Source organism: Paenibacillus sp. BC26 (genome assembly GCF_900116125.1).
Classification (GTDB): Bacteria; Bacillota; Bacilli; order Paenibacillales; family Paenibacillaceae; genus Paenibacillus_Z; species Paenibacillus_Z lignilyticus.
This window is the reverse complement of the sequence record NZ_FPAD01000001.1, coordinates 3,472,285-3,496,199: the sequence shown is the minus strand read 5'-3', so window position 1 is coordinate 3,496,199 and position 23,915 is coordinate 3,472,285. Positions and strand designations below refer to the sequence as shown.

Annotated in this window: 17 protein-coding genes; 16 read left to right on the top strand and 1 reads right to left on the bottom strand. The window is 54.3% G+C overall.

The genetic code is table 11. From position 1 onward, the window contains the following. Positions 1-62: 62 nt before the first annotated feature. From dnaJ to BM412_RS15770, 10 genes are all read left to right on the top strand, one after another. Complete coding sequence (gene dnaJ / locus BM412_RS15815; RefSeq protein WP_091220569.1) at positions 63-1,199, top strand: molecular chaperone DnaJ; 1,137 nt, start codon at positions 63-65, stop codon at positions 1,197-1,199. An 83-nt stretch (positions 1,200-1,282) separates the two neighbouring features. Further along, the gene (locus tag BM412_RS15810) at positions 1,283-1,438 is read left to right on the top strand and encodes a YfhD family protein (RefSeq protein WP_143111636.1); all 156 of its coding nucleotides are present in this window, start codon (positions 1,283-1,285) and stop codon (positions 1,436-1,438) included. Between the two features lie 13 nt (positions 1,439-1,451). After that, positions 1,452-1,643, top strand: a complete 192-nt coding sequence (locus tag BM412_RS15805) for a hypothetical protein (protein WP_091219723.1) — start codon at positions 1,452-1,454, stop codon at positions 1,641-1,643. A gap of 120 nt (positions 1,644-1,763) precedes the next feature. Further along, the gene (locus BM412_RS15800; protein ID WP_177245849.1) at positions 1,764-2,093 is read left to right on the top strand and encodes a cupin domain-containing protein; all 330 of its coding nucleotides are present in this window, start codon (positions 1,764-1,766) and stop codon (positions 2,091-2,093) included. Continuing rightward, a complete protein-coding gene (locus BM412_RS15795; RefSeq protein WP_091219718.1) occupies positions 2,090-3,115 on the top strand; it encodes a Gfo/Idh/MocA family protein in 1,026 nt (341 codons plus the stop codon). The genes BM412_RS15800 and BM412_RS15795 overlap by 4 nt, the downstream gene beginning before the upstream one ends. Positions 3,116-3,253: 138 nt before the next feature. Then, positions 3,254-4,234 carry a 50S ribosomal protein L11 methyltransferase gene (prmA, locus tag BM412_RS15790; protein WP_091219716.1) on the top strand — a complete coding sequence of 327 codons (981 nt, stop codon included), beginning with the start codon at positions 3,254-3,256 and terminating at the stop codon, positions 4,232-4,234. A 36-nt stretch (positions 4,235-4,270) separates the two neighbouring features. Then, complete coding sequence (locus BM412_RS15785; protein WP_256256329.1) at positions 4,271-4,978, top strand: site-2 protease family protein; 708 nt, start codon at positions 4,271-4,273, stop codon at positions 4,976-4,978. A gap of 139 nt (positions 4,979-5,117) precedes the next feature. Continuing rightward, a complete protein-coding gene (locus BM412_RS15780) occupies positions 5,118-5,894 on the top strand; it encodes an RsmE family RNA methyltransferase (protein ID WP_091219713.1) in 777 nt (258 codons plus the stop codon). Positions 5,895-5,899: 5 nt separating this feature from the next. Then, positions 5,900-7,282, top strand: coding sequence for a tRNA (N(6)-L-threonylcarbamoyladenosine(37)-C(2))-methylthiotransferase MtaB (gene mtaB / locus BM412_RS15775; RefSeq protein WP_091219711.1), 1,383 nt, complete (start codon positions 5,900-5,902; stop codon positions 7,280-7,282). A 119-nt stretch (positions 7,283-7,401) separates the two neighbouring features. Beyond that, positions 7,402-7,839: an NUDIX hydrolase gene (locus BM412_RS15770; protein WP_091219709.1), complete on the top strand. Its 438-nt coding sequence runs from the start codon at positions 7,402-7,404 to the stop codon at positions 7,837-7,839. Between the two features lies 1 nt (position 7,840). On the opposite strand, the gene BM412_RS15765 is transcribed toward BM412_RS15770, so the two are convergent. Beyond that, a complete protein-coding gene (locus tag BM412_RS15765) occupies positions 7,841-8,824 on the bottom strand; it encodes a Na/Pi cotransporter family protein (protein ID WP_091219707.1) in 984 nt (327 codons plus the stop codon). Between BM412_RS15765 and BM412_RS32150 the strand changes: the two genes are divergently transcribed. The 6 genes from BM412_RS32150 (at position 8,814) to BM412_RS15740 (ending at position 23,889) form a co-directional block, all read left to right on the top strand. After that, positions 8,814-8,957, top strand: coding sequence for a hypothetical protein (locus BM412_RS32150; protein ID WP_177245848.1), 144 nt, complete (start codon positions 8,814-8,816; stop codon positions 8,955-8,957). The two genes, BM412_RS15765 and BM412_RS32150, sit on opposite strands and share 11 nt — an antisense overlap. Continuing rightward, positions 8,926-10,335: a class I SAM-dependent rRNA methyltransferase gene (locus tag BM412_RS15760; RefSeq protein ID WP_091219705.1), complete on the top strand. Its 1,410-nt coding sequence runs from the start codon at positions 8,926-8,928 to the stop codon at positions 10,333-10,335. The genes BM412_RS32150 and BM412_RS15760 overlap by 32 nt, the downstream gene beginning before the upstream one ends. A 1,084-nt stretch (positions 10,336-11,419) precedes the next feature. Then, positions 11,420-14,962 carry a helicase-exonuclease AddAB subunit AddB gene (gene addB, locus BM412_RS15755; protein WP_091219702.1) on the top strand — a complete coding sequence of 1,181 codons (3,543 nt, stop codon included), beginning with the start codon at positions 11,420-11,422 and terminating at the stop codon, positions 14,960-14,962. Continuing rightward, complete coding sequence (gene addA, locus BM412_RS15750) at positions 14,962-19,185, top strand: helicase-exonuclease AddAB subunit AddA (protein ID WP_091219700.1); 4,224 nt, start codon at positions 14,962-14,964, stop codon at positions 19,183-19,185. The genes addB and addA overlap by 1 nt, the downstream gene beginning before the upstream one ends. A 25-nt stretch (positions 19,186-19,210) precedes the next feature. Further along, positions 19,211-20,446 (top strand): exonuclease SbcCD subunit D, encoded by a 1,236-nt coding sequence (locus tag BM412_RS15745; protein ID WP_091219698.1) that lies wholly within the window; start codon positions 19,211-19,213, stop codon positions 20,444-20,446. After that, positions 20,443-23,889: an AAA family ATPase gene (locus BM412_RS15740; RefSeq protein WP_091219696.1), complete on the top strand. Its 3,447-nt coding sequence runs from the start codon at positions 20,443-20,445 to the stop codon at positions 23,887-23,889. The genes BM412_RS15745 and BM412_RS15740 overlap by 4 nt, the downstream gene beginning before the upstream one ends. Positions 23,890-23,915 lie beyond the last annotated feature (26 nt).

Genomic DNA, 23,915 nt, shown 5'->3' with positions numbered 1-23,915 from the left:
GTTTTTCGTGTGTCTAGATAGATAATGATTTTGCAGCGCAAATAGGAGACGGGGTGACGGAGTTGGCTGACAAGCGGGACTATTATGAGGTGCTCGGCGTCGGGAAAGACGCAGGCGAGGACGAAATTAAGAAAGCGTATCGTAAAATGGCGCGCCAATACCATCCGGACGTAAACAAAGCGGCGGATGCGGAAGATAAATTTAAAGAAGTCAAGGAAGCTTACGACGTACTTAGTGACGATGGTAAGCGCGCTACGTATGACCGACATGGTCACGTAGATCCGAACCAAGGCTTTGGCGGCGGTGCCGGCGATTTCGGCGGCGGCTTCGGCGATATTTTCGATATGTTCTTTGGCGGCGGCGGTGGCGGTCGTCGTGATCCTAATGCTCCGCAGCGCGGAAATGACTTGCAGTATACGATGACCATCGAATTCAAGGAAGCCGTGTTCGGCAAGGAAACGGAAATTACGATTCCGCGCACCGAAACATGCGATACTTGTGTTGGTTCAGGCGCGAAACCGGGTACGAAACCGGAAACCTGTTCCGTTTGTCGCGGTACGGGTCAGCAAGAAGTGGTTCAAAATACGCCGTTTGGCCGTATGGTAAATCGCAGAGCATGCTCTAACTGTAATGGCGCAGGCAAAATCGTCAAAGAAAAATGTACGACTTGCCACGGCGCAGGCAAAGTGAAGAAGCAGCGTAAAATCAATGTGAAAATTCCTGCCGGTGTCGATGAAGGCGCACAAATCCGCTTAAGCGGCGAAGGTGAAGGCGGATTCCGCGGAGGACCATCCGGTGACTTATATATCGTAATTCGTGTGAAGCCTCATGATTTCTTCGAGCGTGAGAACGATGATATCTACTGCGAAGTACCGCTAACGTTTGCGCAAGCGGCACTTGGCGATGAGATCGAAATTCCGACGCTGACAGAGAAAGTGAAGCTGAAAATTCCTGCAGGCACGCAGACCGGCACTTATTTCCGTTTGAAAGGCAAAGGTGTTCCGCGCCTTCGCGGTTATGGTCAAGGCGATCAGCACGTTAAAGTAACCGTCGTGACGCCAACTGCCCTGAACGAAGAGCAGAAGGAATTGTTGCGTCAGTTCTCCGGCGTTGGATCAGCAGGCGGCACAGATGCCGGACAGCAAGAGCACCATGAATCGATCTTCGAGAAGATGAAGAAAGCATTCCGCGGCGACTAATAGGCTTAAAAGCATAAGATCGCGGCCACTTGTTTATGCTAACTTTCGTGTCTGAATCCATTTCTACATGAAGGAGCATGAACATGAGCGATCAAGACTTGGAGAAACAAAATTTCGCAGAGCTGCCGATCGGTAAAAATGAAGATGTGGAATTCTCAGCGGAGCTGGCTGACGAGGAAGATAAGAAAGCCATGCAGCGAGCGGCCGAGGCAGACGCCAGAGCGCAGAAGCAGTCATGAGGCTGCTTCCTCTATGACAGTCATTCATGCCACGTTTCAAGATGGAGATGGAGCACGTGAGGCGCAGCTGAAGCTGATGGCATTGCGCGTGCTGCAAGTGGACGGCGGCGCTGACGGCGCATCGCTAACCGCTACTGTCGGGGATGATTTGGTTGACCGCGCTCTTCATTTGATTGAACAAACCGGTGGAACAGCTAATTTGTGAACAAATCCAGGTACCGTACCCACGAAGTTGTCGAGGTGCGGTATCTTTTTTATTCCTTGTGAAACGTTTCAACGTATGGCAAAATTAACGAGAGTTTGAAGCAATGTGAGGAGGATGTACATGCCTGTTAATTTCAGAAGTGCAGCACAGGAGTATCCGGAGTGGAGCGAGCTAAGCCATTATGGGATCAACCATCTTAAAGTCGGCGATATCGTTCAACTGCATTATCATGATGCGAATGAATACTGGATCATTATAAGCGGCAAAGGAACGTGTACCACGGAAGGCGACACGTACGAAATCGGTGCCGGAGACATGGTCCTCACAAAACGCGGAGATGAGCATTCCCTAATCGTTACCGAAGAGATGGTTGCCGTCTATATTTATGGCATTATGCCTGAAGGCGGCCGGGTAGGCTATCTATTTAAAGATAAAGGAGCCGCACAATGACATTGAACATCATTCAAGTGGGTCTCGGCATGCACGGTTTTGGCGTTGCGCTTCATTTCGTAAAGCAGTCCGTTGACTTCACTTATGCGGCTGTAGTTGAAATCAATCCGGCTCGTCTGAAAGAATGCGCGACAGAGCTCGGTGTGGCTGAAGAGAAATGCTTTACGGATTATCTGGAAGCGTTCACATCCTGCGAGGCGGATGCCGTCTTTGTAACGGCAGCTTCTCCTTATCATTATGCAATTTGCAAAGCTGCCTTGGAGCATGGGCTTCATGTGCTGGTCGAGAAACCGTTCGTCCTGGATATCGGTGAAGCTTGCGAACTGGTCGAGCTTGCGAAGGAGAAACAGCTCATTCTGATGGTCAGCCAGAACTATCGTTATCAGAACCATGTCCTGTCGCTGAAGAAGGCCATCTCCGAAATGGGGAAACCGCTGTTTGTGCAGGCTCAGTTTTACTATGATCATTTTGGCAAGGACTATCAGCAGGTAATGGAGAATTTTATGCTGCTTGAGATGGCGGTTCATCACGTGGACATGGTTCGCTATTTACTGGAATCCGATATTCGGACCGTGTCGGGAAAAACGTGGAATATCCAAGGAAGTATGTACAGAGGTCATCCGAATGTGCAGGCGAGTATGGAGCTGGACAACGGAATCCCTGTCTTCTACTTAGGCAGCCTCGTATCCAAGGGACTATCAACGCCTTGGGAAGGTGACTGGCGCATTCAATGCGATAACGGTTCGATTCATTTGGATGATCTCGGTCAAGGATATGGTGTGTACATCGTCGACCAAGAGCAGAACAAACGATTCATTTCCTATGCGGACGGTCCTCTGCCGGACTCTAAACAAGGCATTCACAGCGTATTGTCTGAGTTTGCCGCACGGATCGCAGACGGCGGAGAGCCTTCGACATCGGGCAGAGATAATTTACGCACTCTGGCTGCGCTGATTGCGATCAGTGATTCCTCACGCACCGGTAAAGTCGCTTACCCCGATAGCTACATTGTTTCTAAGTAAGGCTGTGATGAGAAGTCTCTGCTGCCGATAGGCTGCAGGGGCTTGTTTTTTGTGTGAAGCCTTTATCTGGTGTAGAATAGACAAGATAGGTTAAAAATGACGAATAGAAACGATAACGCGATCAGGGGGATTTACAAAGTGAAATGGCATGAACTGACAATCTCGACAACCGAAGAAGCGATCGAGATGATTTCCAACTTCTTGCATGAAATGGATGCCGACGGCGTATCCATTGAAGAATCAGGTACACTGAACAAACAGCGGGACACATCGCTCGGCCAATGGTATGAGCACCCGCTTAACGATATCCCTGAAGGCCAGGCAGTTATTAAAGGCTACTTCTCGGAGCTTGATTCGGACATCGATGCACTCATGGCCGTACTGCCTGAGCGAATCGACCAGCTTCGCGAATTCGATATTGATCCAGGTGACTACAAGATTACCAAGGCACTTGTCGACGAAGAAGACTGGGCTAATGCCTGGAAGCAGTATTTCAAGCCGATCCGGGTGTCGGAGCGTTTGACGATTAAGCCGACATGGGAAGAGTACACACCTGCGCCTGATGAGCGGATTATCGAGCTTGATCCAGGGATGGCATTCGGAACAGGTACGCACCCGACGACAGCGCTTTGCTTGCGTACGCTGGAGACGGTTATTAAGGGCGATGAGGAAGTTATCGATGTAGGGACAGGTTCCGGCATCTTGGCGATCGGCGCGATTCTACTGGGCGCACGCCGCGTGCTTGCGCTTGATCTGGATCCGATTGCAGTTACATCCGCTACGGAGAATACACGATTAAACAAGCTGGAGAACGATATTCAAGTGCATTTGAGCGATCTGCTGGGCGTACTGAACACAGATGGCAACACAACGGATAAACCGCTGAATGTGACGGTACCGGTTGATGTTGTCGTAGCTAATATTTTGGCTGAAATTATCCTGCTGTTCATTGACGATGTTTATGCTGCGCTTAAACCGGGCGGTACTTATATTGCATCGGGTATCTTTAAGAACAAGGAAGATGCCGTCGCGGAAGGTCTTGAGCAAGCAGGCTTTACGATTATTGATCGTCAGCGTGACCAGGACTGGCTTGCTTTCATCGCGAAGAAACCGGAGTAAGCATACGCTCCGCAAAATTGTGTAGGAGGGTGAACGGTGTCGGACTTTTTGTGGTATCCGATTAAAGACTTACCTTTTATTTTTCTAACGATCATGATTGCTTTTACAGTACATGAATTCGCACATGCTTATAGCGCCTATAAATTCGGAGATCGCACTGCGTATGATGCCGGTCGGGTAACACTGAATCCCCGCGTCCATCTCGATATATTCGGGACAATTTTATTACTGATTGCCGGGTTTGGCTGGGCTAAACCTGTTCCCGTTAATCGAAGCCGCTTTAAGTATCCTCGATTAATGGGGATCGTAGTTTCGGCAGTAGGGCCGCTCAGTAATTTACTGATCGCTGTAGTTGGCATTCTTGCTGTATATATTGTGAATGAGACCGGCTTTTTGGGCTCCGCCTCGCACGGGGTTCAACAAGCTATTGGGCATTTTTCCTACTATTTGATTACGATAAATATCCTGCTATTTTTATTCAATCTTATCCCAGTACCACCATTGGACGGTTATCGAATTATTCAAGATCTAGTCCCTCTGTCGGTAAGGGTACAGATGGATAAACATGCGCAGTGGGGGATTTTCATCTTCCTTTTGATTGTATTTATTCCATCTCTGCGGCAGGAAACACTTGATCCGCTATTTTCGGTGTGGATTAACATTTTCTTGTACTGCCGAGATACGTTTGAGTTGTTCTTCTCACCTGTAGATTGGTCGACCCTTTGGACCGATTTCTTAATGTAGCTTCTTGCGACGCGGGTATCTGGAAAATGTTTAACGACCCTAGCGGAGCGAGTGCAAACCGTGTATGATGTAGGTTGGAGTTTTGACACAGACCTTGAACGTAATGGCCTGTGATTTGACTGGAAAGGTTCTACCGAAGATGCAACGATATTTTGTCACGCCGGAGCAGTTTACTGACAATCTGGTTGTTCTGACAGGCGACGATGCTCATCATGTTACACGCGTGATGCGGATGGAAGCCGGAGACACCATCATTGTTAGTGACGGCCGCACACGTGTCGCGGAAGCGACGATAAGCGCTCTATCACCGGGCAAAGTGGAAGCCGAGGTTTCCGAATGGCTGACTATGAGCGGGGAACCGACTTGGTCGGTAACGGTAGCCCAAAGCTTGCCGAAGGGCGATAAAATGGAGATTGTCATCCAGAAGGGGACAGAGATCGGCGCAGTAAGCTTCTTGCCGTTCCAATCCCAGCGGATGATTGTTCAATATGATGAGAAGAAGGAAGCCAAGCGTCTTGACCGTTGGGGCAAGATTGCGAAGGAAGCTGCTGAGCAGGCGCACCGCAGTCGTATTCCGGTTATAGAGCCGGTTGCGTCATGGCGGGAGCTGGTCGCACGCATTCCGGAGTACCACTTGGCATTGTTTTGTTATGAGAAGGAAGGCGGTGGACTTGGTTTGCGTGATGCAATCCAGGCGCGCCGAGGAACAGCAGAAGGCTGGAGCAATGATGAGCCGCGTAATATCTTGCTCATTGTTGGACCAGAAGGAGGCTTCACCGAACGTGAAGCTGAGGAAGCAGAAGAGGCCGGTGCTGTCATTATCGGTCTTGGCAAGCGAATCTTACGCGCGGAAACCGCTGCGATGGTTGGACTCGCCTGCCTCATGTATGAATCCGGAGAAATGGGAGGCGTTTAACAACTATGCCATCGGTTGCTTTTTACACATTAGGCTGCAAAGTTAACTTTTACGATACGGAAGCGATCTGGCAGCTGTTTAAGAAGGAAGGCTACGAGCAAGTCGACTTCGAAACAACTACTGCTGATGTCTATTTAATCAATACTTGTACGGTAACGAATACGGGGGACAAGAAGAGCAGACAGATTATTCGTCGTGCCATTCGTCGTAACCCGGATGCCGTTATTGCGGTTACGGGCTGTTATGCCCAAACTTCGCCTGCCGAAATTCTTGCTATTGAAGGTGTCGATCTTGTCATCGGAACGCAGGATCGGGACAAGCTGATGAATTATATCACGGACCTGCAAAATGAGCGTCAACCCGTGAACGCGGTTCGCAATATTATGAAAACACGTGAGTTCGAAGAACTGGATGTGCCGGATTTCGCCGAGCGTACTCGTGCGTTCCTGAAGATTCAAGAAGGCTGCAACAACTTCTGTACCTTCTGTATTATTCCGTGGTCGCGTGGATTGTCCCGCAGCCGTGAAGCGGAAAGCGTCATTAACCAAGCTCGTCAGCTGGTAGAATCCGGTTACAAAGAAATCGTGCTGACAGGCATTCATACCGGCGGATATGGTGATGATATGGAGAACTACCGTCTATCTGACCTGCTATGGGATCTGGATGCCATCGAAGGTCTTGAGCGGATTCGGATCAGCTCCATCGAAGCGAGTCAAATCGACGATGCGATGATCGACGTGCTGAACCGTTCCAGCAAAATGTGCCGTCATCTTCACATTCCGCTGCAATCCGGCGATAACGATGTGTTGAAGCGGATGCGCCGGAAATACACCGTGGAACAGTTTGCCGAGAAAATCAAACTGCTGCACGAAGCGATGCCGGGTGTTGCGATTACGACGGATGTTATCGTTGGATTCCCCGGCGAGACGGAAGAGATGTTCGAGAACGGCTATGCGTTTATGGAGCAAATGGGCTTTGCCGAAATGCATGTTTTCCCTTACTCCAAACGGACGGGTACACCTGCCGCGCGCATGGAAGATCAGATCGACGATGAACTGAAGAATGAGCGCGTTCATAAGCTGATCGACTTGTCCGAGCGGATGCAATTGGACTATGCGAAGAAATACGTCGGCGAAGTGCTTGATGTCATTCCGGAGCGTGAGCATAAAGGCTCCGAAGGCTCCGGTCTGATTATGGGCTACTCCGACAACTATATCCAAGTTGTATTCGAGGGTTCGGAATCGCTGATCGGCGAGCTGTGCAGAGTGAAAATTACGGAAGCCGGCGTCAATGAGTGCCGTGGACAGCTTGTACGCGTATTGGATGTCCATTCGGCGTCAACGGCTCGAGTCGAAGCCGCGCCGCAGCCGCAAGCGATGCAGGCGTAAACCGATACGAATTCAATAGCTTGAAGCGAGGATTCTAATGCGGCCGGGACAGGGCTGCAAGAGAGTCCTTGCTCTACATAAGAGCAGTAGTATCCAAGAAACGCGAAGGGGGAACGCAAATGAAGGAGATTTCAGCAGGTGGCGTCGTGTTCCGTAAGGTTGGCGGTGAGCTGCAGGTGCAGTTGATCCAAGACCGCTATGGCAAGATATCGCTGCCTAAAGGCAAAATGGAACCGGGCGAAACCATTGAGCAAACAGCCCTTCGCGAAATCGTCGAGGAGACGGGAATGGAAGGCGTTATCGTTTCGCCAATCGATCAAATCAAATACAAATACAACCATGAGTCCAAAGGGCTTGTGGATAAAGAAGTTCACTATTATCTCGTGGAAGCAGTAGGCGGTAAGCTGCAAGCGCAGGTAGAGGAAATTCGAGGCGTGGAATGGTTTGAACCGTTGGAAGCATGGCGCAGGCAGAAGCAATCCGGCTATAACAACAATGATCGGATTCTGGCCGGAGCGCTGCGCCTGCTCGGATTGAACGTACAGAACGGCGGCTGATTCAAGTTGCTGACAGCTTCCTTAAACGCGGAAGATAACAGATCGGCAACGCAATTACCGAGCACAGGACATTAAAGATGGTTTGGGCATGAGCGATTTGACTGGCCGGCGACGAGGTTAAAGAGGCCGCAATGGTGCCAAGTTCGCCTGCGAACGGTGCAAACAAGGCAGCTCCGCCGACATTAAGCAGCACATGAGCCCAAGCGACGAAACGCCCCGATGGCGTTCCCCCAAGCGCAGCGAGTACGGCCGTGATACATGTGCCTACGTTGGCTCCGAGGACAATCGCGATGCCTACGTCGAGCGGCATGGCACCTGACTGGGCGAGTCCCATCACAATGCCAATAACGGCGGCGCTGCTGTGTACGGCAGCCGTTAGGACGACTCCTGCCGCTAGTCCCCACAGTACGCTGTCTTCCGCACGGCTTATAAAGCCTTGGAAGAAGGTTGTCGCTTGTACGGCAGGTGCCACGGATTGCATCAGTCCGATTCCGATTAGGAGCAATGCGAAACCTCCCGTTAAGACGGACCCGTTGCGAAAGGGTTTTAAGAAACGGCTGGCTTTCTGTCCTGCACGGCTGAAGCGGCCAAGGCCAACCTCGCCGAATAAGGCGGTTAGCAGCCAGAGTACGAGCGAGATTTGGAGCAGCGGCCATCCAAGGCTGCCGAGATTAAGACCGATCAGCTCGGTCGTTAAGCAGGTACCGATATTGGTGCCGAGAATGATGCCGAGCGTACGCGGGAACGTGAGAACACCGGCATTGACCAGTCCAATTGCGATTACGGTAACGGCTGTGCTGCTCTGCAGTACAGCCGTTGTTGCTGTCCCGACAGCCAATCCGTGAAGCGGTGTGGCGGTGGATCTGCGCAGTACGTCCTGCAGCCGATGGCCGACAGAACGATGCATCGCCAGCTCCATCGCTCTCATGCCGAGCATGAAGACGACAAAGCCTCCCAGCACGCGGGTTATAATCATGAATAACATGGCAGCAAGCTCCTTTAACAAGATTAACGATACATATGCAGCAGATTGGACGAGCATGACAAGATCGGACCAGGCAAGCGATAGAAGGGATGAGGATACAGATGGAACGCGCGAAGGCGATATTGCAGCGTGACCGCAAGAAACGATTGGAGGCCGGACACCCTTGGGTGTTTGCAGGCGAAATCAACCGTGTTGAAGGAGAGGCGGTACCGGGAGATTTAGTTGACCTGGTTACGCATCAAGGCAAGTATTTGGCGACGGGCTATTGGAATCCCAAATCGCAAATTACCGTTCGGGTAACATCGTATAAGCCGATTGAAGCTATGGACGAAGCATACTTCCGCGAGCGTTTCATGCAATGCGCGCAGCATCGGAGTCGTTTCGTAAACGGTCATGATTGCCGTTTGGTCTATGGAGAGGCAGATTTTCTGCCGGGTCTGATCGTAGACCGATTCGGCGGCGTGCTGGTCGTGCAATTGCTGACCCAAGGCATGGATATTCGCCGTGAAGCGATTGTCGCAGCATTAGTCGCCGTATTTGCGCCGCAGGGCATTTACGAGCGCAGTGACGTGTCCGTTCGCGAGCTGGAAGGAATCGAGCAGCGGACAGGCGTTCTGTATGGCGAATGTCCGCGTATTGTGGATATTCTGGAAAATGGGCTTCAGATGGAAGTGGACATCGAAGAAGGCCAGAAGACAGGCTATTTCTTCGATCAACGCGAGAACAGAGCTTCGATTGCTCCTTTGATGCTTGGCTGGGGTGCGCGCAGCGGCATTCAATTGAAGCCGGTAGAAGAAGGCTCGCCTTCTTCGGCTCCTTCAGATGATACCGGCACGCTGGCATCTCTGAACGAAGAGAAACTTGTCCCCGTCAATGCGAATGGCAAAGTCGTCACATTCCCTTATTGGGATGGCGCAACGGTGCTGGAATGTTTCGCGCATACGGGCAGCTTCACACTGCATGCCTGCAAATATGGCGCCAAGAAAGTAACATGCCTTGACGTATCGGAGCATGCTATCGAAACAGCGCGCCGCAATGTCGTTCGTAACGGCTTCGAGGAGCGAGTGGAATTTGTTGTCGCGGATGCGTTCGAATATCTGCGCAGACAAGTGAAAGGAATCGAAGAGCGCCAAGAGCGCGGCAGCTCGAAATCCGCGGATACTTCGAAGAAGATGGGAGAAGCCGGTCGCAAATGGGATGTGGTCATTCTCGATCCTCCGGCGTTCACGAAGTCGAAGAACGCTATCGAAGGCGCAGTACGCGGCTACAAGGATATCAACCTGCACGGGATGAAGCTTGTGAATGAAGGCGGCTATCTGGTTACGGCCAGCTGCTCCTACCATATGCGTCCCGAGCTGTTCCTCGAAACGATCCAAGCAGCAGCAATCGACGCAGGCAAGACACTGCGTTTAATTGACTGGCGCGCAGCCGGCAAGGATCACCCCCAAATCGTCGGCGTCAACGAAGGCCATTATTTGAAGTTTGGGATTTTCGAAGTGCGGAGCCGGTAGTTGGATTATCGTTTTTTAAGACTCCCTTACTTAAGTGGTCACTTAAGTAAGGGAGTGTTTTTTGGGAGGGCAATGGAGCGCCTGCACACGCACTCGCACCCGTAATCGACTTGCACTCGACCAGCACCCGCACCCGTACATGCACCCGCACTTGTACTCGCACCTGAATTTGCACATGCATTAGCACTTACATTTGCACTCGCACCCGCACCCGTACTAGCACTCGCACTTATACTCGCACCTGCACTACACTTGCACTCGACCAGCACTCGCACCTGCACACGCACTCGCACCTGCACACGCATCCGTATCTGCACACGCACCCGTACCTGCACTCGCACTCCCACTTGCACTTGTACTTGCATTAGCACGTGCACACGCACTTGTCTCGCACTTGTACTTGTACTCGCACCTGCACTCGTACTTGCTATTGCACTTGCACTCGCGCCGACACCAACACCAACACCAACACCAACACCAACACCAACACCAACACCAACACCAACACCAACACCGTACCAGCACTAGCGCCAGCACCAAACCTACGATCCTCACCACCCACACTAACGTTTGTGTTTTGGGGTGAACCAAGTCAGCGACAATCTAGCCATGAATTTCACAACACAGCCACACAACACCTCACACCCCAGCAACCCCCGCCCCCCATACCATACACCTACACACTCGCACAGAGATTGGTAGCCTAGAAGCTAAACCTGAACTAGAAATTGTTGCATGGAGTAAATGCTGCTCAAAGTGCAGCATTTGCTCCTATTAGCGGAGTTGTTTCAGTCATATGTTGCTGAGAATGCAGCATATTTCATTTTTTATACTAACTACATGCGAATTGGTTGGGAGATGTTGCAGAAATAGCATCATTTGGCTGATAGGCACGTCTTTGCTGGGGGAGATGTTGCAGAACATGCAATATTTGATTGGATATCCAGCTGATTGGTTCAGCGCGTTGGCACAAAGAACAATTTACCTTAAACAAAAACGAACAAATGTTTGCGTTTCGGGATGAAACAAGCTGGGGCATATGGTAGAATAGGAGAATCGAATAACGAGAAGAGGTTGGCGAGTTATGACGCTCCGTTTTGTAATTGGCCGGTCAGGGTCGGGGAAGACCCGTTATTGTTTGGATCAAATTCGCAGCAGCGTGCTGGCACAGCCGGACGGGCCGCCGATTGTCATATTGGTGCCGGAGCAGGCAACCTTCCAAACGGAATATGCATTGCTGAATCATGCAGAGCTTAGTGGTTCTATTCGAGCGCAGGCGCTCAGCTTCCGCCGTCTATCATTCCGGATTATGCAGGAGACAGGCGGTACCGCGCTGGTTCCGATCAGCGAGAACGGCAAGAATATGCTGCTTTACAAAATCGTACACCGTCTCGAGGAGCAGCTGCAGCTGTTCAAAGGCAGCGAGTCCCAGCATGGATTCATTGAGCGTCTGGGTGAACTGATGACCGAGTGGAAGCGGTACGGCATTGGCACAGATGAGCTTTCCTCATTCGTCGAAAGCAGAATGCCTCAGAAAGGCAGCTCGCTGCTTGGAAGGAAGCTTCATGACCTGCAAATGATAGCCTCAGGACTTGAGCGCGAGCTGGACGGCCTCTATGTTGATGCCGAGGATTATTTGAGCTGGCTGGTCAAAGGTTTTCATCAAGCGCCTTCTACGGCAGATACAGAGATTTGGGTAGATGGCTTTCATGGATTTACGCCCAAAGAATTCGACGCGCTCGGCACGCTGATGAAGCACTCCAAAGGCATGACCGTGACGTTAAATTTGGACAAGCTTTACGAGCAAGGCGAACAGCCGCATGAGCTGGATCTATTCCGGCCGACTGCCGAGACCTATATGAAACTTCGCGATCTGGCAATCGAGAATGGCGTGGAGATTGAGGAGCCTGTCCTGCTGGACGGCATCCCGTACAGGTTCAAGGAAAATCCGATGCTGGCGCATTTGGAACGCCATTACGGCGGAAGGAAGCCGCTTCATCTATCAGAGCATGAGCTGGAACGTGGCGGCGTCTCGCTTCATGCTGCAGCTAATCGCCGCGCAGAAGTGGAAGCCGTAGCACGTGATATTACGCGAAGAGTGCGTGACGAAGGGCTGCGCTACCGGGAAATGGCCGTCATGGTGCGGAATGCACCGGACTACAACGATTATATTAAGGCGGTTTTTGCAGACTACGGAATCCCCTATTTCCTCGATCAGAAGAATGGTGCGCTTCATCACCCGTTCGTCGAGTTTATTCGTTCTGCGCTGGAAATTGCCACCCATGGCTGGCGATATGAAGCCGTATTCCGCTGTATTAAATCCGAGCTTCTCATCCCCGAGGACGGCAGCATCACGAGGGAAACGTTTGATTTGCTGGAGAACTATGCGCTTGCATCAGGCATGAACGGCAACAGATGGACGACGCTCAGCCAGTGGAAGCCCTTAATGCGGGATACGTTGGATGGCGACCCGGTGCAAGCAGGCGAGAATGAGCTAAGGGAATTTGATGCGATTATGGCCGCAAGGGAAGCGGTCGTACCGGTTCTGCGCAAATTCAGCAGAGAGATGAAGAAAGCAGGCAGCGTTCGCCAAATGTGCGAGGCCGTATACAGACTGTTGATTACAATCGAAGCGCCTGACCGTATGGAACGCTGGAGTCGCAAAGCGATTGCGGAAGGCAATCCCCTTCGGGCAAGAGAGCATCGCCAGCTGTGGGACGGCGTTATGGATTTGCTCGATCAGCTGACCGAAATGACGGGAAGCGAATCGATGCCGCTTGAACTGTTCACGGGCATGGTAGAGACCGGACTTGAGAGCTTGAAGCTGGCATCGGTTCCGCCTTCCCTCGATCAAGTGCTGATCGGAAGTATGGATCGAACGCGCTCCGGCCAAATCACAATTTGTTATTTGCTTGGGGCGAATGACGGGGTCGTGCCGCAGCGCATGCAGGAGGATGGCGTTCTAACCGAGCAAGAGCGTGAAATGCTTGAATACGGCGGGCTTATCATGGCACCGGGCGTGCGCCGCAAGCTGCTGGATGAGCGTTTCATGATCTACAATGCGCTGACGACACCAGGAGAGCATCTGTGGATAAGCTGGCCGCAGTCTGATGAAGAAGGGAAAAGCTTGCTTCCTTCGGAAATTATCCGCCATATTAAAGGACTTTTCCCCGGCATGACGGAGAAGGGCATCGCAGGCGAGCCGGTTCCGGCCATGCCGGAGTCTGTTCAGCAATCGTTTATGGCACATCCGGAACGAACGCTGTCTTACCTCATCACACAATTGCGTCTTTGGAAGCATGGCAGCGAGATTGCTCCGCTTTGGTGGGAGGCTTACAATTGGTTTGCCGTTCGGCCGCAGTGGCAGGACAAGCTTCAGCGTCTCGTTGCTTCTCTGCAATATACCAACGAAGAAGTGACGCTCTCTCCGGAAACCGCCGAGCAATTATATGGAACGCTGCTGCGAGGAAGCGTGTCGCGAATGGAGCGCTTCGTGTCTTGCCCGTTCCAACATTTTGCGATACACGGACTCCGTCTTCGTGAGCGAGCCCTCTACAAACTGGCTGCTCCGGATATCGGACAGCTCTTCCATGCTGCACTAAACCGGTTAACGGAATCAGTGGGAGACAGCTGGCCTTCTCTAACACCGGAGCAGCTTCGCGAGGCATCAACGGAAATCGTCAACGAGCTGGCGATGAGGCTGCAATCGCAGATCCTGTTCAGCAGCAACCGACATCAATACGTGGCGCGTAAGCTTCGCGATATTATTAGCCAAGCTGCGGTTATTCTGGGCGAGCATGCAAGGCGTGCACAGTTTAAACCGGTAGGACTTGAGATCGGCTTCGGGCCGCAAGGACCATTGCCGCCGGTTACGATCCCGCTGTCTGATGGCAAAATGCTGGAGATGGTCGGCCGAATCGACCGCGTTGACGCCGCGCAGACAACGGACGGTCTGCTGCTGCGCGTCATCGACTATAAGTCTAGCGCCAAGCAGCTGCGCTTAGAGGAAGTTGCCTACGGAATGGCGCTGCAAATGCTGACCTACTTGGACGTGCTGCTTACGCATGCGCCGGAATGGCTGGGTCAGCCTGCGAAAGCAGCAGGCGCATTGTATTTCCACGTGCATAATCCGATGCTTTCCACCTCCAACGGCATGCCGCCCGCGAAGGCGCGTACGGAAATATTGAAGCGATTCAAGCTTAAAGGGCTGGTTTTGGCCGATGAGGAAACAGTCAGAATGATGGACGGGGCACTATCAACGGGGTATTCCGAGCTCTTGCCGCTTGCGCTGAAGCGTGACGGCGGCTTCTATAGCAGCTCTTCGGTCGTTTCCGATGAGCAGTGGGGAACGCTGCGTCGTTCGGTACGGGGGACGCTTCGCCGAATCGGCGATCGGATCGCCGGCGGAGATGTTTCGATCACCCCGTATCGACTGGGAAATAAGACGCCATGTCAATTTTGCGCGTATAAGCCGGTGTGTCATTTTGACCCATTGGTAGAAGGCAATTGTTATACAAGGCTGAATAAGCCGGGTAAAGATGAGGTTTGGGAGCTGCTCGCAAGCGGTGATGATGAAGGCGATACAAGCGATGTACAAGAAGATACAGGGAAGGAGGAGCAAAAGTAATGACGACAACGTTACCGGGGAGTTCAACTCTCCCGCCGAAGCCGATCGGAAGCACATGGACGGACGATCAATGGCGCGCTATCGTGACAGGCGGCAGTAATATATTGGTTGCTGCGGCTGCGGGCTCGGGGAAGACGGCAGTTCTGGTCGAACGGATCATTCGCAAAATATCGGCGGATACCGATGTCGATCGACTGCTCGTCGCTACCTTCACGAAAGCGGCCGCCGCGGAAATGAAAGAGCGCATTCGGATCGCGCTGGAGAAAGAGCTGGATCGAAATCCGGGCTCTGACCATTTACGCCGTCAGCTTGCATTAATGGGACGTGCTTCGATTACGACGCTGCATTCCTTCTGCCTTGATGTCATTCGTCGCTATTATTCGCTGATCGGACTTGATCCCGGATTTCGCATTGCCAATGAGACTGAGGCGGAGCTTCTTCGCATTGACGTGCTTGATGCCCTATTCGAGGAGCGTTATGGGGAACCGGAATCGGAGGAAGGTCAAGCCTTCCTTCAGCTTGTCGATAAGTTCGGCGGGGAACGAGGCGATGAACCGCTTTACGCGCTTGTGATGAAGCTCTATCATTTCTCGCAAAGTCATCCTTGGCCTAAGGTATGGTTAGAGGAAACGGCGAATGCGTTCCAAGTTGAGGGTGCGGATAAACTCAGTCAAACGGAATGGGTGACAAGCCTGACGGATGCCGTATCGTTGTCTCTGCAAGGAGCGGTAAGCCTGCTGGAGCAAGCGGAAGCTCTAACCTACCAACCCGGAGGTCCGGATGCTTACGGCGAAACGTTCAAAGAGGATCTGATGCTTGTCCGCTCACTTCTGCAACGTGTTGAAACTCAGCCATGGACCTTGTGGCATGAAGGCTTCAACTCAGCGAGCTTCGGGAAGCTGAAGAGTCAGCGCGGCGATGCATGTGACAAGGGACTGCAGGAGCAGGCAAAGGATTTGCGTGATCGGGCCAAAACGATCATAGCCGATTTGACCGACGAGCTGTTTACGCGCACGCCGGAGGCGTTTGCGGCGGAGCTGGCCGAAATGGCACCGCTCATGAAGACGCTGGCCTCGCTGGCCGATCAGTTCGGCAGCCGATTCGAAGCGGCGAAGCTGGAGAAAGGGTTGATCGATTTCGGCGATATGGAGCACTACTGCCTGCGTATTTTGCGTGACGCCGATTCCACTGCGACATCGTTAGTGCCATCAGCCGCGGCTTTGGAGTATCAGCAGCAGTTTCAGGAAATTTTGCTGGATGAGTATCAAGACACGAATATGGTTCAGGAAGCGATCGTATCGCTGATCTCGCGTTCAGGCAGAGGGAACCGATTCATGGTTGGCGACGTGAAGCAGAGCATCTATCGATTCCGTTTGGCGGAACCGGGATTGTTTCTGCGTAAATACAAGAGTTATCAGATGGCCGGCGAAGTCGACGCTGCAGCTTCGGAGATTGTGCCTGACGAGCAAGGCAGCGGCGAGTTCGGCGTACGGATCGATCTGGCACGGAATTTCCGCAGCCGGCAGGAAGTCGTGGATGGCGTTAACAACGTGTTCCGCGCAATCATGCGCGAGAAAGCCGCGGAGATGGACTACGATGCGCGTGCAGAGCTGGTGTGCGGCGCAACCTATCCGTCTTCAAGCGAAGGTGGCCCTGCCGAGCGTTACTCGGTAGAGCTTGCCGTATTGGACCGTGGCAAAGGGGAATCCGCAGAGCATTCTACTGAAACGCAAGAAGAGACGGATTCGGAAGGCGAAGGTAATTCGGCGGCTGAAACAGCGGAAGATTTGCAAACCGTTCAGCTGGAAGCCCGCTACATTGCAAGTCAAATCGTTCGTTTGAAAGGCATGGAGACCGATGCGGCAAACGCAGTGCCATTCGAGGTGTACGACGGCAAGAAGGGCCGGAAGAGACCGCTTGCTTGGCGAGACATCGTTATTTTGCTGCGGGCCGATAAGCAGTGGGCGCCCGTAATCATTGAAGAGCTGCAGCAGCACGGGATTCCGGCTTATGCAGAACTAAGCAGCGGCTACTTCGAGGCGACCGAGGTTGAAACGATGCTGTCGCTGCTTCGCGTCATCGACAATCCGTATCAAGATATCCCGCTGGCCGGCACACTTCGCTCACCGCTGGTTGGGCTGACGGGCGAAGAGCTTGCGCTTATTCGAATCGCTGCGGGACGCGTTTCGTATTTCGAAGCGGTCAGACATGCGGCGGACGATCCTAATATACCTGAAGATACGCAGCGGAAGCTGCAAAACTTCCTGGCAACGCTTGAAGTGTGGCGGGGGGAGGCGCGGCAAGGCTCGCTTGCCGATTTGCTATGGCGCATCTATCGGGAAACCGGCTATTACGACTTGGCGGGCGGTATGACGGGCGGGCTGCAGCGGCAAGCGAATTTGCGCGCGCTTCACGACCGGGCAAGGCAGTATGAGGCGACAACGCTCCGAGGTTTGTTCCGATTCCTGCGGTTTATTGACCGGATGCGCGAGAGCGGCGGCGACCTCGGAACGGCCAGAGCACTGGGGGAACAGGAAGATGTCGTGCGCATTATGTCCATACACAAGAGTAAAGGACTGGAGTTTCCGGTCGTCTTCGCCGCGGGCCTTGGCAAGCAGTTCAATAAACGGGATCTAAGCAGTCCGTTCCTCATGCATAAACAGCTGGGCTTCGGACCTCGTTATGTGGATACGGAGCTCAGAGTCAGTTATCCGACTTTGCCGCAGCTGGCGATCAAACAGCGCCTCGCGATGGAAACGTTGGCGGAAGAGATGCGGATTCTGTATGTAGCCTTGACACGGCCGAAGGAGAAAATGTTCCTCGTCGGAACGGTTGCAGACGCAGCGAAGCAGCTGCAGCGCTGGGAGTCTGCGCTGGATGCGGACGGCGGATTGGCGGATTTCCGAATCGCCGGAGCGTCGAGATTTCTGGACTGGCTCGGTCCGCTTGCAATGGGAGCGGGAATTCCGACCGTCATGGTTAATGACATGGAAGATTCCGTAGACGTATCAGGAAGCTCGGAAGTATCCGAGCTTCCTGATATTATCGATTTCGCGGGAGTAGAACACGAATCGGATGCGCCGCCGTCAACTGATAGAGTCGTGGAAGATGACGGAAGAGTGATCTCCTTCAGCGATTGGCGGACAGCAGTCGTTCCGGCATCGGTGCTCGGTCTAGAAGCGGCAGTTGGCACGGAGGAAGCCACGGAAGAGGCGGCGGCTTTTGCCGAGCGCATGCAAGCGGTGCAGGGGCTTGTGCCACTGCCGGAATCGCCGGAAGCGGCAGCGGAGATTGATCGGCGCTTAAGCTGGCAATATCCCTATACAGCGGCAACATTGACGGCAGCCAAGACATCCGTAACCGAAATGAAACGGCTGCATGCCGAAGCCGGAATGGACGAGGCGGCGTTTCTGCTGACGGAGCTTGCCGGCGAAGATGGTAGGGCCGGTTGGGGATCGGCGGAAGAAGCTGTTCCTCATGAGGAAGCGTCTGAGGTCGAGGAGGTCCTATCGCCATTTAACGTTGTAGGGATTCAGGATCAGGTAGAGTTTCTTTTTGACGAGGAATCTATTAGCTTGGTCCAAGAAGAACCGACTTCCCGGCGTGCAGCAGATGAGACTGGTAAAGGAAAACAGACCGGCGACGGCGACTATACCTTCCGACTGCGCCGTCCGAAGTTTATGGAGGAAACCGCATTAACGCCGGCCGAACGAGGGATGGTCAGCCATCTCGTGATGCAGCATATTCCGCTAACGGATGAACTGTCCGAAGAGGCAGTACGAGCAACGGTCGCAAGTCTTAGAGAGCGCAATATGCTGTCTATTCAGCAGGCGGCGGCCGTGGATGTTGCGGGTTCGGCGGCATTTTTTCAAAGCGAGGTCGGGCTTAGACTGCTGCGGGCACAGTGGGTGCGCCGTGAGACGCCGTTTAGCTGCACGTTCCCCGCGGATCGCGTTTATCCCAATGCTTCGCACCAGTTGAGCGACGAGCCGATCCTTATCCAAGGGGTTATCGATTGCTTGTTCCAAGATGAAGCAGGCAGACTTGTGCTGCTCGATTATAAAACGGACCGGATTACGCTGAAGCGATGGACGGAAGCGGCTGAGCGTCACCGTTTCCAGCTTACGCTGTATGCGGAAGCGATTCAGTCTATTATTGGCCGCAAGATCGATGAATGTTATGTGTTCTTCTTCGATGGAGGACAAGCGGTGAAATTGTTCTAGAAGAGAAGGGACGGGGAAACAAGCGATGCGCATACTGCATACGGCAGACTGGCACTTCGGGCGGTCGCTCGAAGGCCGCAGCCGATTAGAGGAACAAGCGGCTTTCGTGGATGAGCTTGCCTCTCTCGTTAAAGACGAAGAGATAGACTTGGTGCTGCTTGCAGGCGATGTCTACGATTCTGTTAATCCGCCGGCCGCGGCGGAGCAGCTGTTCTATGAAGCGGTTGCCAGATTGGCCGACGGCGGGAAGCGGACCATAGCGGTTATTGCAGGCAATCACGATCATCCGGAGCGGGTCTCCGCCTCCGCGCCGCTTGCAGCGCGCAGCGGCATTCGCCTGGTGGGCATGCCGACAGACCAACCGATTATCGTCGATGTTGCCCGCACGGGGGAGCAGGCGGTTATCGCAGCTTTGCCCTACCCGTCAGAATCCAGGCTGCGCGAGCTGTTAAGCGAAGCGACCGATGAGGCGCTGCTGCGCACGGCCTACTCGGAGCGAGTCGGACGTCTTATGACGCAGCTTGGCGGTGCTTTTCGACCTGATACAGTGAATTTGGCCATGAGCCATATTTATGTGCTTGGCGGTTTGGAGACCGATTCCGAGCGTCCGATTCAAATCGGAGGCGCCTATACGGTAGATCCGTCCGCACTTCGAATCGGCGCGCAGTATGTTGCGCTGGGTCATTTGCATCGTCCCCAGCGCGTAGCCGGGGATGAAACGATGCGGTACAGCGGCTCGCCTCTGGCATACAGCTTCTCAGAAGCCGGGCAAGCGAAGTCGGTTACCGTATTTGATGCGGAGCCTGGTAAAGTGGTTGTGCCCCAGGAGATATTGCTCAGTTCCGGCAAACCGCTGGTAAGCTGGAATGCCAAGGGCGGTTTGGCCGAAGTCTATAGCTGGCTCGAAGAAGGCCGCGATGCGCGTGCATGGATTGATCTGGATGTATGGATGACCGAAGCGATGACGCTTCAGCACATTCAGCAGCTGCGCAAGCTGCATGACGGGCTCATTCATATTCGTCCCATCTATCCGGAATCCGCCGGCGCGTTGGAATCTGGCGAACGCTCACGCGAGCAATTGCCTGCGGAAGAGCTGTTCAGGCGCTTTTTTGCCAAACAGACCGGAGGCGGGGAACCGGATGCTCAGACCGTTCAGTTGTTCTTGGAGCTGATTGCCGAAGAGGAAGATGTACAAGGCGGCGACAACGGCGCAGCGTCCTCGGACGGAGATCTCCAATTGTCGGGAGGTGATCGAGCATGAAGCCAATATCCCTTCGTTTAAGCGGGTTACAGAGCTACCGGGAACCGCAGGAAGTCGACTTCGAACGGCTGACCGAAGCCGGCGTGTTCGGTATCTTCGGTCCGACAGGAAGCGGGAAATCCAGCATTCTGGATGCGATAACGCTAGCGCTCTACGGCAAAGTGGAACGAGCTGCGAACGGCACTCAAGGTATTATGAATCAAGCGGAGAAAACGCTAGCGGTGTCGTTCACGTTCGAGCTCTCCGGTGCCGGCGAGAAGAAGCGTTTTCGTGTTGAGCGGCAATTTAAGCGCGGCGGCGATGTGTCCGTCAGCAATACGATCAGCCGTTTCGTGGAGCTTACCGAAGCCGGCGACGTCGTTCTCGCGGATAAGCTTGTTGATGTGACGCGCTGCGTAGAAGCGCAGATTGGTCTTCACATGCAGGATTTCACGCGCGCGGTGGTTCTCCCGCAAGGGAAGTTCGCCGAGTTTCTGTCGCTGACCGGCAAGGACCGGCGCTCGATGCTGCAGCGTCTGTTCCGTTTGGAGCGATTCGGCGACGGCTTGGCGCTGAAGCTTAGCCAGCGCATGAAAGCGGCGGAAGCCGCGCTCAATGAGGCGGCCGCCGAGCAGCTGGGCCTCGGCGACGCCTCTGCCGAAGCGGTGGCTGCCGCGGAGGCCCGTTACCGCGAAGCGGCAGCCGCGGCCGCGGCAGCGCGCGCCGCGCTTGCCGAGGCGGAGCGGCTGCACGCGGAGCGCCTGCATGTGCGCGAGCGGCTGAGCGCGCTGCGCGAGAAAGAGGCGCTGCAAGCGCAGCTGCTCGCGGAAGCGCCGCGCGTTGCGGCGCTCGAGCGCGAGCTTGCGCGCCTCGCCGCAGCGGAGCGGCTCGCGCCGGCGCTCGGCGCAGCCGCCGCGGCCGAGGCGGCGCTGCGCGCAGCCGCCTCGCGCCGCGAGGCCGCCGGGCTGGCGCACGCCGCCCGGCTTGAAGCGGCCACGGCCGCAGCCGCCGCGCGCTCGGCGGCAGCCGCCGAGGCCGCGGCGGGCGAGCCGCGCCTGGCGCAGCGGCTCGAGCAGCTCGCGCAGGCGCGGCGGCTCGAGAGCGAGGCCGCCGCGCTCGCGCGGACCGTCGCGGACGGCGAGCTGCGCGCCCGCGAAGCGGAAGAGCGCAGCCGCAGCTACGGCGAGCAGGCTGCGAAAGCGCAAGAGATGCTTGGCAAAGCATCGGCCAAGCAGGGCGACCTGCGCCTTGAGCTGAAGGCGGTGGAGCTTACCGCCGAAGACCGGAACAAGCGCAATGCGCTGAGCAAGAGGCTGCAGCAGCATAATCATCTGAACGCGCAAGCTTCGGTTGCGCATGCAGAACTAAATGCTGCGTCCGAGCAGCACAATCAAGCGAAGCTTCGAATGGAAACGGCGCAAGCGGAGCAGCGTCAAGCCGAGCAGGAATTGCTGGGACAGCTCCAGCAGTTGAAGCCTGTATATGCCTCGTTGACAAGCTTGAACCGCGAGCTGAGCGAGTGGAGCCGTTCGCTGCCGCAATGGCTGGAACGTGTCCGCCGGGAGCAGCGTGAACAGCAGCGGGTGCTGCTGGCCGCACAGTTAGCGGAAGGGTTAATCCAAGGTGAGCCATGTCCGGTGTGCGGATCTTGCGTCCATCATGGCATCCACGAGAATACGGAGAATGAGAGTTCTGCAGATGATACGGTATTTGCCGCATGGGAGCTGGGAATTCAACAGGCTCAGCAGCTGCAGCTGCGATTATCGCCTCTGCAAACCAAAGCAGGTTCGGCAATCGATAGATTGAGTGATGCGATGGATTCAGGCTCCGTGCAGGCGCCGGTTACGGCAATGCCGGAAGCCGCCGCTGCAGTCGAGGTCACCGAAAGACTTCCATCGGATACGCTTGCTTCAGCCGAAGCATTGACATCCCATCAATCCGCGATTCAGGCAATCGCTGAAATGATAACGATGCATGAAAGCTGGCTTGCGAATGCGGAGAAAGGTTTTGCAGGCAGCCGAGTTCGTTTTACCGAGGCCGCTCGCAAGAGTGAACACCTCGCGAATGACTTCCGCACCCAAAGAGCACTTTCGGACCGCGCACAAGCGCAATTCGAGCAATCCGCGAAGGAACTGAAGCAAGAACAGGCGCTTTGGTCAGCGCAATTCGGAGTGGCGCTGCAACCGGCGCAAGGAGAAGAACTGCTCCAAGAGCTGGAGAAGCGTGAAACAGCTGCCCTGGAACTGAGGAGCCGTCTTGAGCGAAGCGTCAGCTATATCGAGGAGACCACGCGGACTCAGCAAGATAGTGCGAAACAGTCTCAAGCGGCACAGCTGGAATTTGCTACGTTATCCGCCACACTTGCCGGCCAGCAGCAGCAGTTAGGCGAGAAACGAAACCAACTGCAGGGCATTACCGGCGGAGCTCCGGCAGTTGGATTAATCGAAGCGGCTGAACAAGAACTGTCTATGCTTCGTGCGAATCATAAGCTGTTATCGGAGCGTCATGAAACTGCACAACAGGCGCTTTCGGAAGCGGCGCAGCAGCGGAGCGCTGCTGAAGAGGCGGAAGTGGCAGCCGGCACCAGACAGAAGGAAACGAGCGCTGCATGGGAGGAGACCCTAGCAGCATCCCCGTTTGAGAGCAGCGAGGAAGTTACTGCTCTGCAGCCGATGCTGGTTCATCAACCTCGTATCAAAGAAGATATCGCGAAGTATCAAGAAGCGCAGCAGCAGCTTGCCGCGCAGGTAGAGCTGCTCCGGGATCAATTGCAAGGACGCAGTCAAACCGAAGAAGAATGGCTGGAAATGGTTGAGCTGCTTGAACATAGCCGCGCGATGAACGAAAGCATGCTGCAAGCTTCGGCTAAAGCCGAACGGGATATGGATGAGCTGAAAGCGAAACAGGAGCGGTGGAACGGCTTGGAAGCCAAACGTCTGGAGATGGAGCAGCTTTGCGGCAGACTGAAGTCGCTGCAAACGGTATTCCGCGGGAATGCATTCGTCGAATATGTCGCAGAAGAGCAGCTGGTACAGGTGTGCCGTGCGGCTTCCGAGCGTCTCAGCTTCTTAACGAAGCGGCGATATGCGCTTGAAGTCGATTCCGGCGGCGGCTTTGTCATCCGAGATGACGCCAACGGCGGCATTCGCCGCCCGGTTTCGACCCTCTCCGGAGGCGAAACCTTCTTGGCCTCGCTGGCTTTGGCACTGGCGCTCTCCGGTCAAATTCAGCTTCGCGGCAAATATCCGCTGCAGTTTTTCTTCCTGGACGAAGGCTTCGGGACACTGGATCCGGAGCTGCTGGATACGGTTATTACGGCGCTCGAGAAGCTGCATAACGATACGCTGTCCGTCGGCGTAATCAGTCACGTTCCAGAGCTTCGGGCACGCCTGCCGAGACGGCTTATCGTTACGCCGTCTGAGCCGTCAGGTCGAGGCAGCCGCGTGGAACTCGAAACGATGTGACGGATCTGTTAACGTTGCTCCATTCC

Bases quoted from the DNA above. Each gene is read 5' to 3' on its own strand.
- mtaB (WP_091219711.1), top strand. From the start codon at position 5,900: ATGCCATCGGTTGCTTTTTACACATTAGGCTGCAAAGTTAACTTTTAC.
- addA (WP_091219700.1), top strand. From the start codon at position 14,962: ATGACGACAACGTTACCGGGGAGTTCAACTCTCCCGCCGAAGCCGATC.
- BM412_RS15765 (WP_091219707.1), bottom strand. From the start codon at position 8,824: ATGTTATTCATGATTATAACCCGCGTGCTGGGAGGCTTTGTCGTCTTC.
- BM412_RS15800 (WP_177245849.1), top strand. From the start codon at position 1,764: ATGCCTGTTAATTTCAGAAGTGCAGCACAGGAGTATCCGGAGTGGAGC.
- BM412_RS15770 (WP_091219709.1), top strand. From the start codon at position 7,402: ATGAAGGAGATTTCAGCAGGTGGCGTCGTGTTCCGTAAGGTTGGCGGT.
- BM412_RS15795 (WP_091219718.1), top strand. From the start codon at position 2,090: ATGACATTGAACATCATTCAAGTGGGTCTCGGCATGCACGGTTTTGGC.
- BM412_RS15745 (WP_091219698.1), top strand. From the start codon at position 19,211: ATGCGCATACTGCATACGGCAGACTGGCACTTCGGGCGGTCGCTCGAA.
- BM412_RS15805 (WP_091219723.1), top strand. From the start codon at position 1,452: ATGACAGTCATTCATGCCACGTTTCAAGATGGAGATGGAGCACGTGAG.
- BM412_RS15760 (WP_091219705.1), top strand. From the start codon at position 8,926: ATGGAACGCGCGAAGGCGATATTGCAGCGTGACCGCAAGAAACGATTG.
- BM412_RS15740 (WP_091219696.1), top strand. From the start codon at position 20,443: ATGAAGCCAATATCCCTTCGTTTAAGCGGGTTACAGAGCTACCGGGAA.
- BM412_RS15780 (WP_091219713.1), top strand. From the start codon at position 5,118: ATGCAACGATATTTTGTCACGCCGGAGCAGTTTACTGACAATCTGGTT.
- BM412_RS15810 (WP_143111636.1), top strand. From the start codon at position 1,283: ATGAGCGATCAAGACTTGGAGAAACAAAATTTCGCAGAGCTGCCGATC.
- addB (WP_091219702.1), top strand. From the start codon at position 11,420: ATGACGCTCCGTTTTGTAATTGGCCGGTCAGGGTCGGGGAAGACCCGT.
- BM412_RS32150 (WP_177245848.1), top strand. From the start codon at position 8,814: ATGAATAACATGGCAGCAAGCTCCTTTAACAAGATTAACGATACATAT.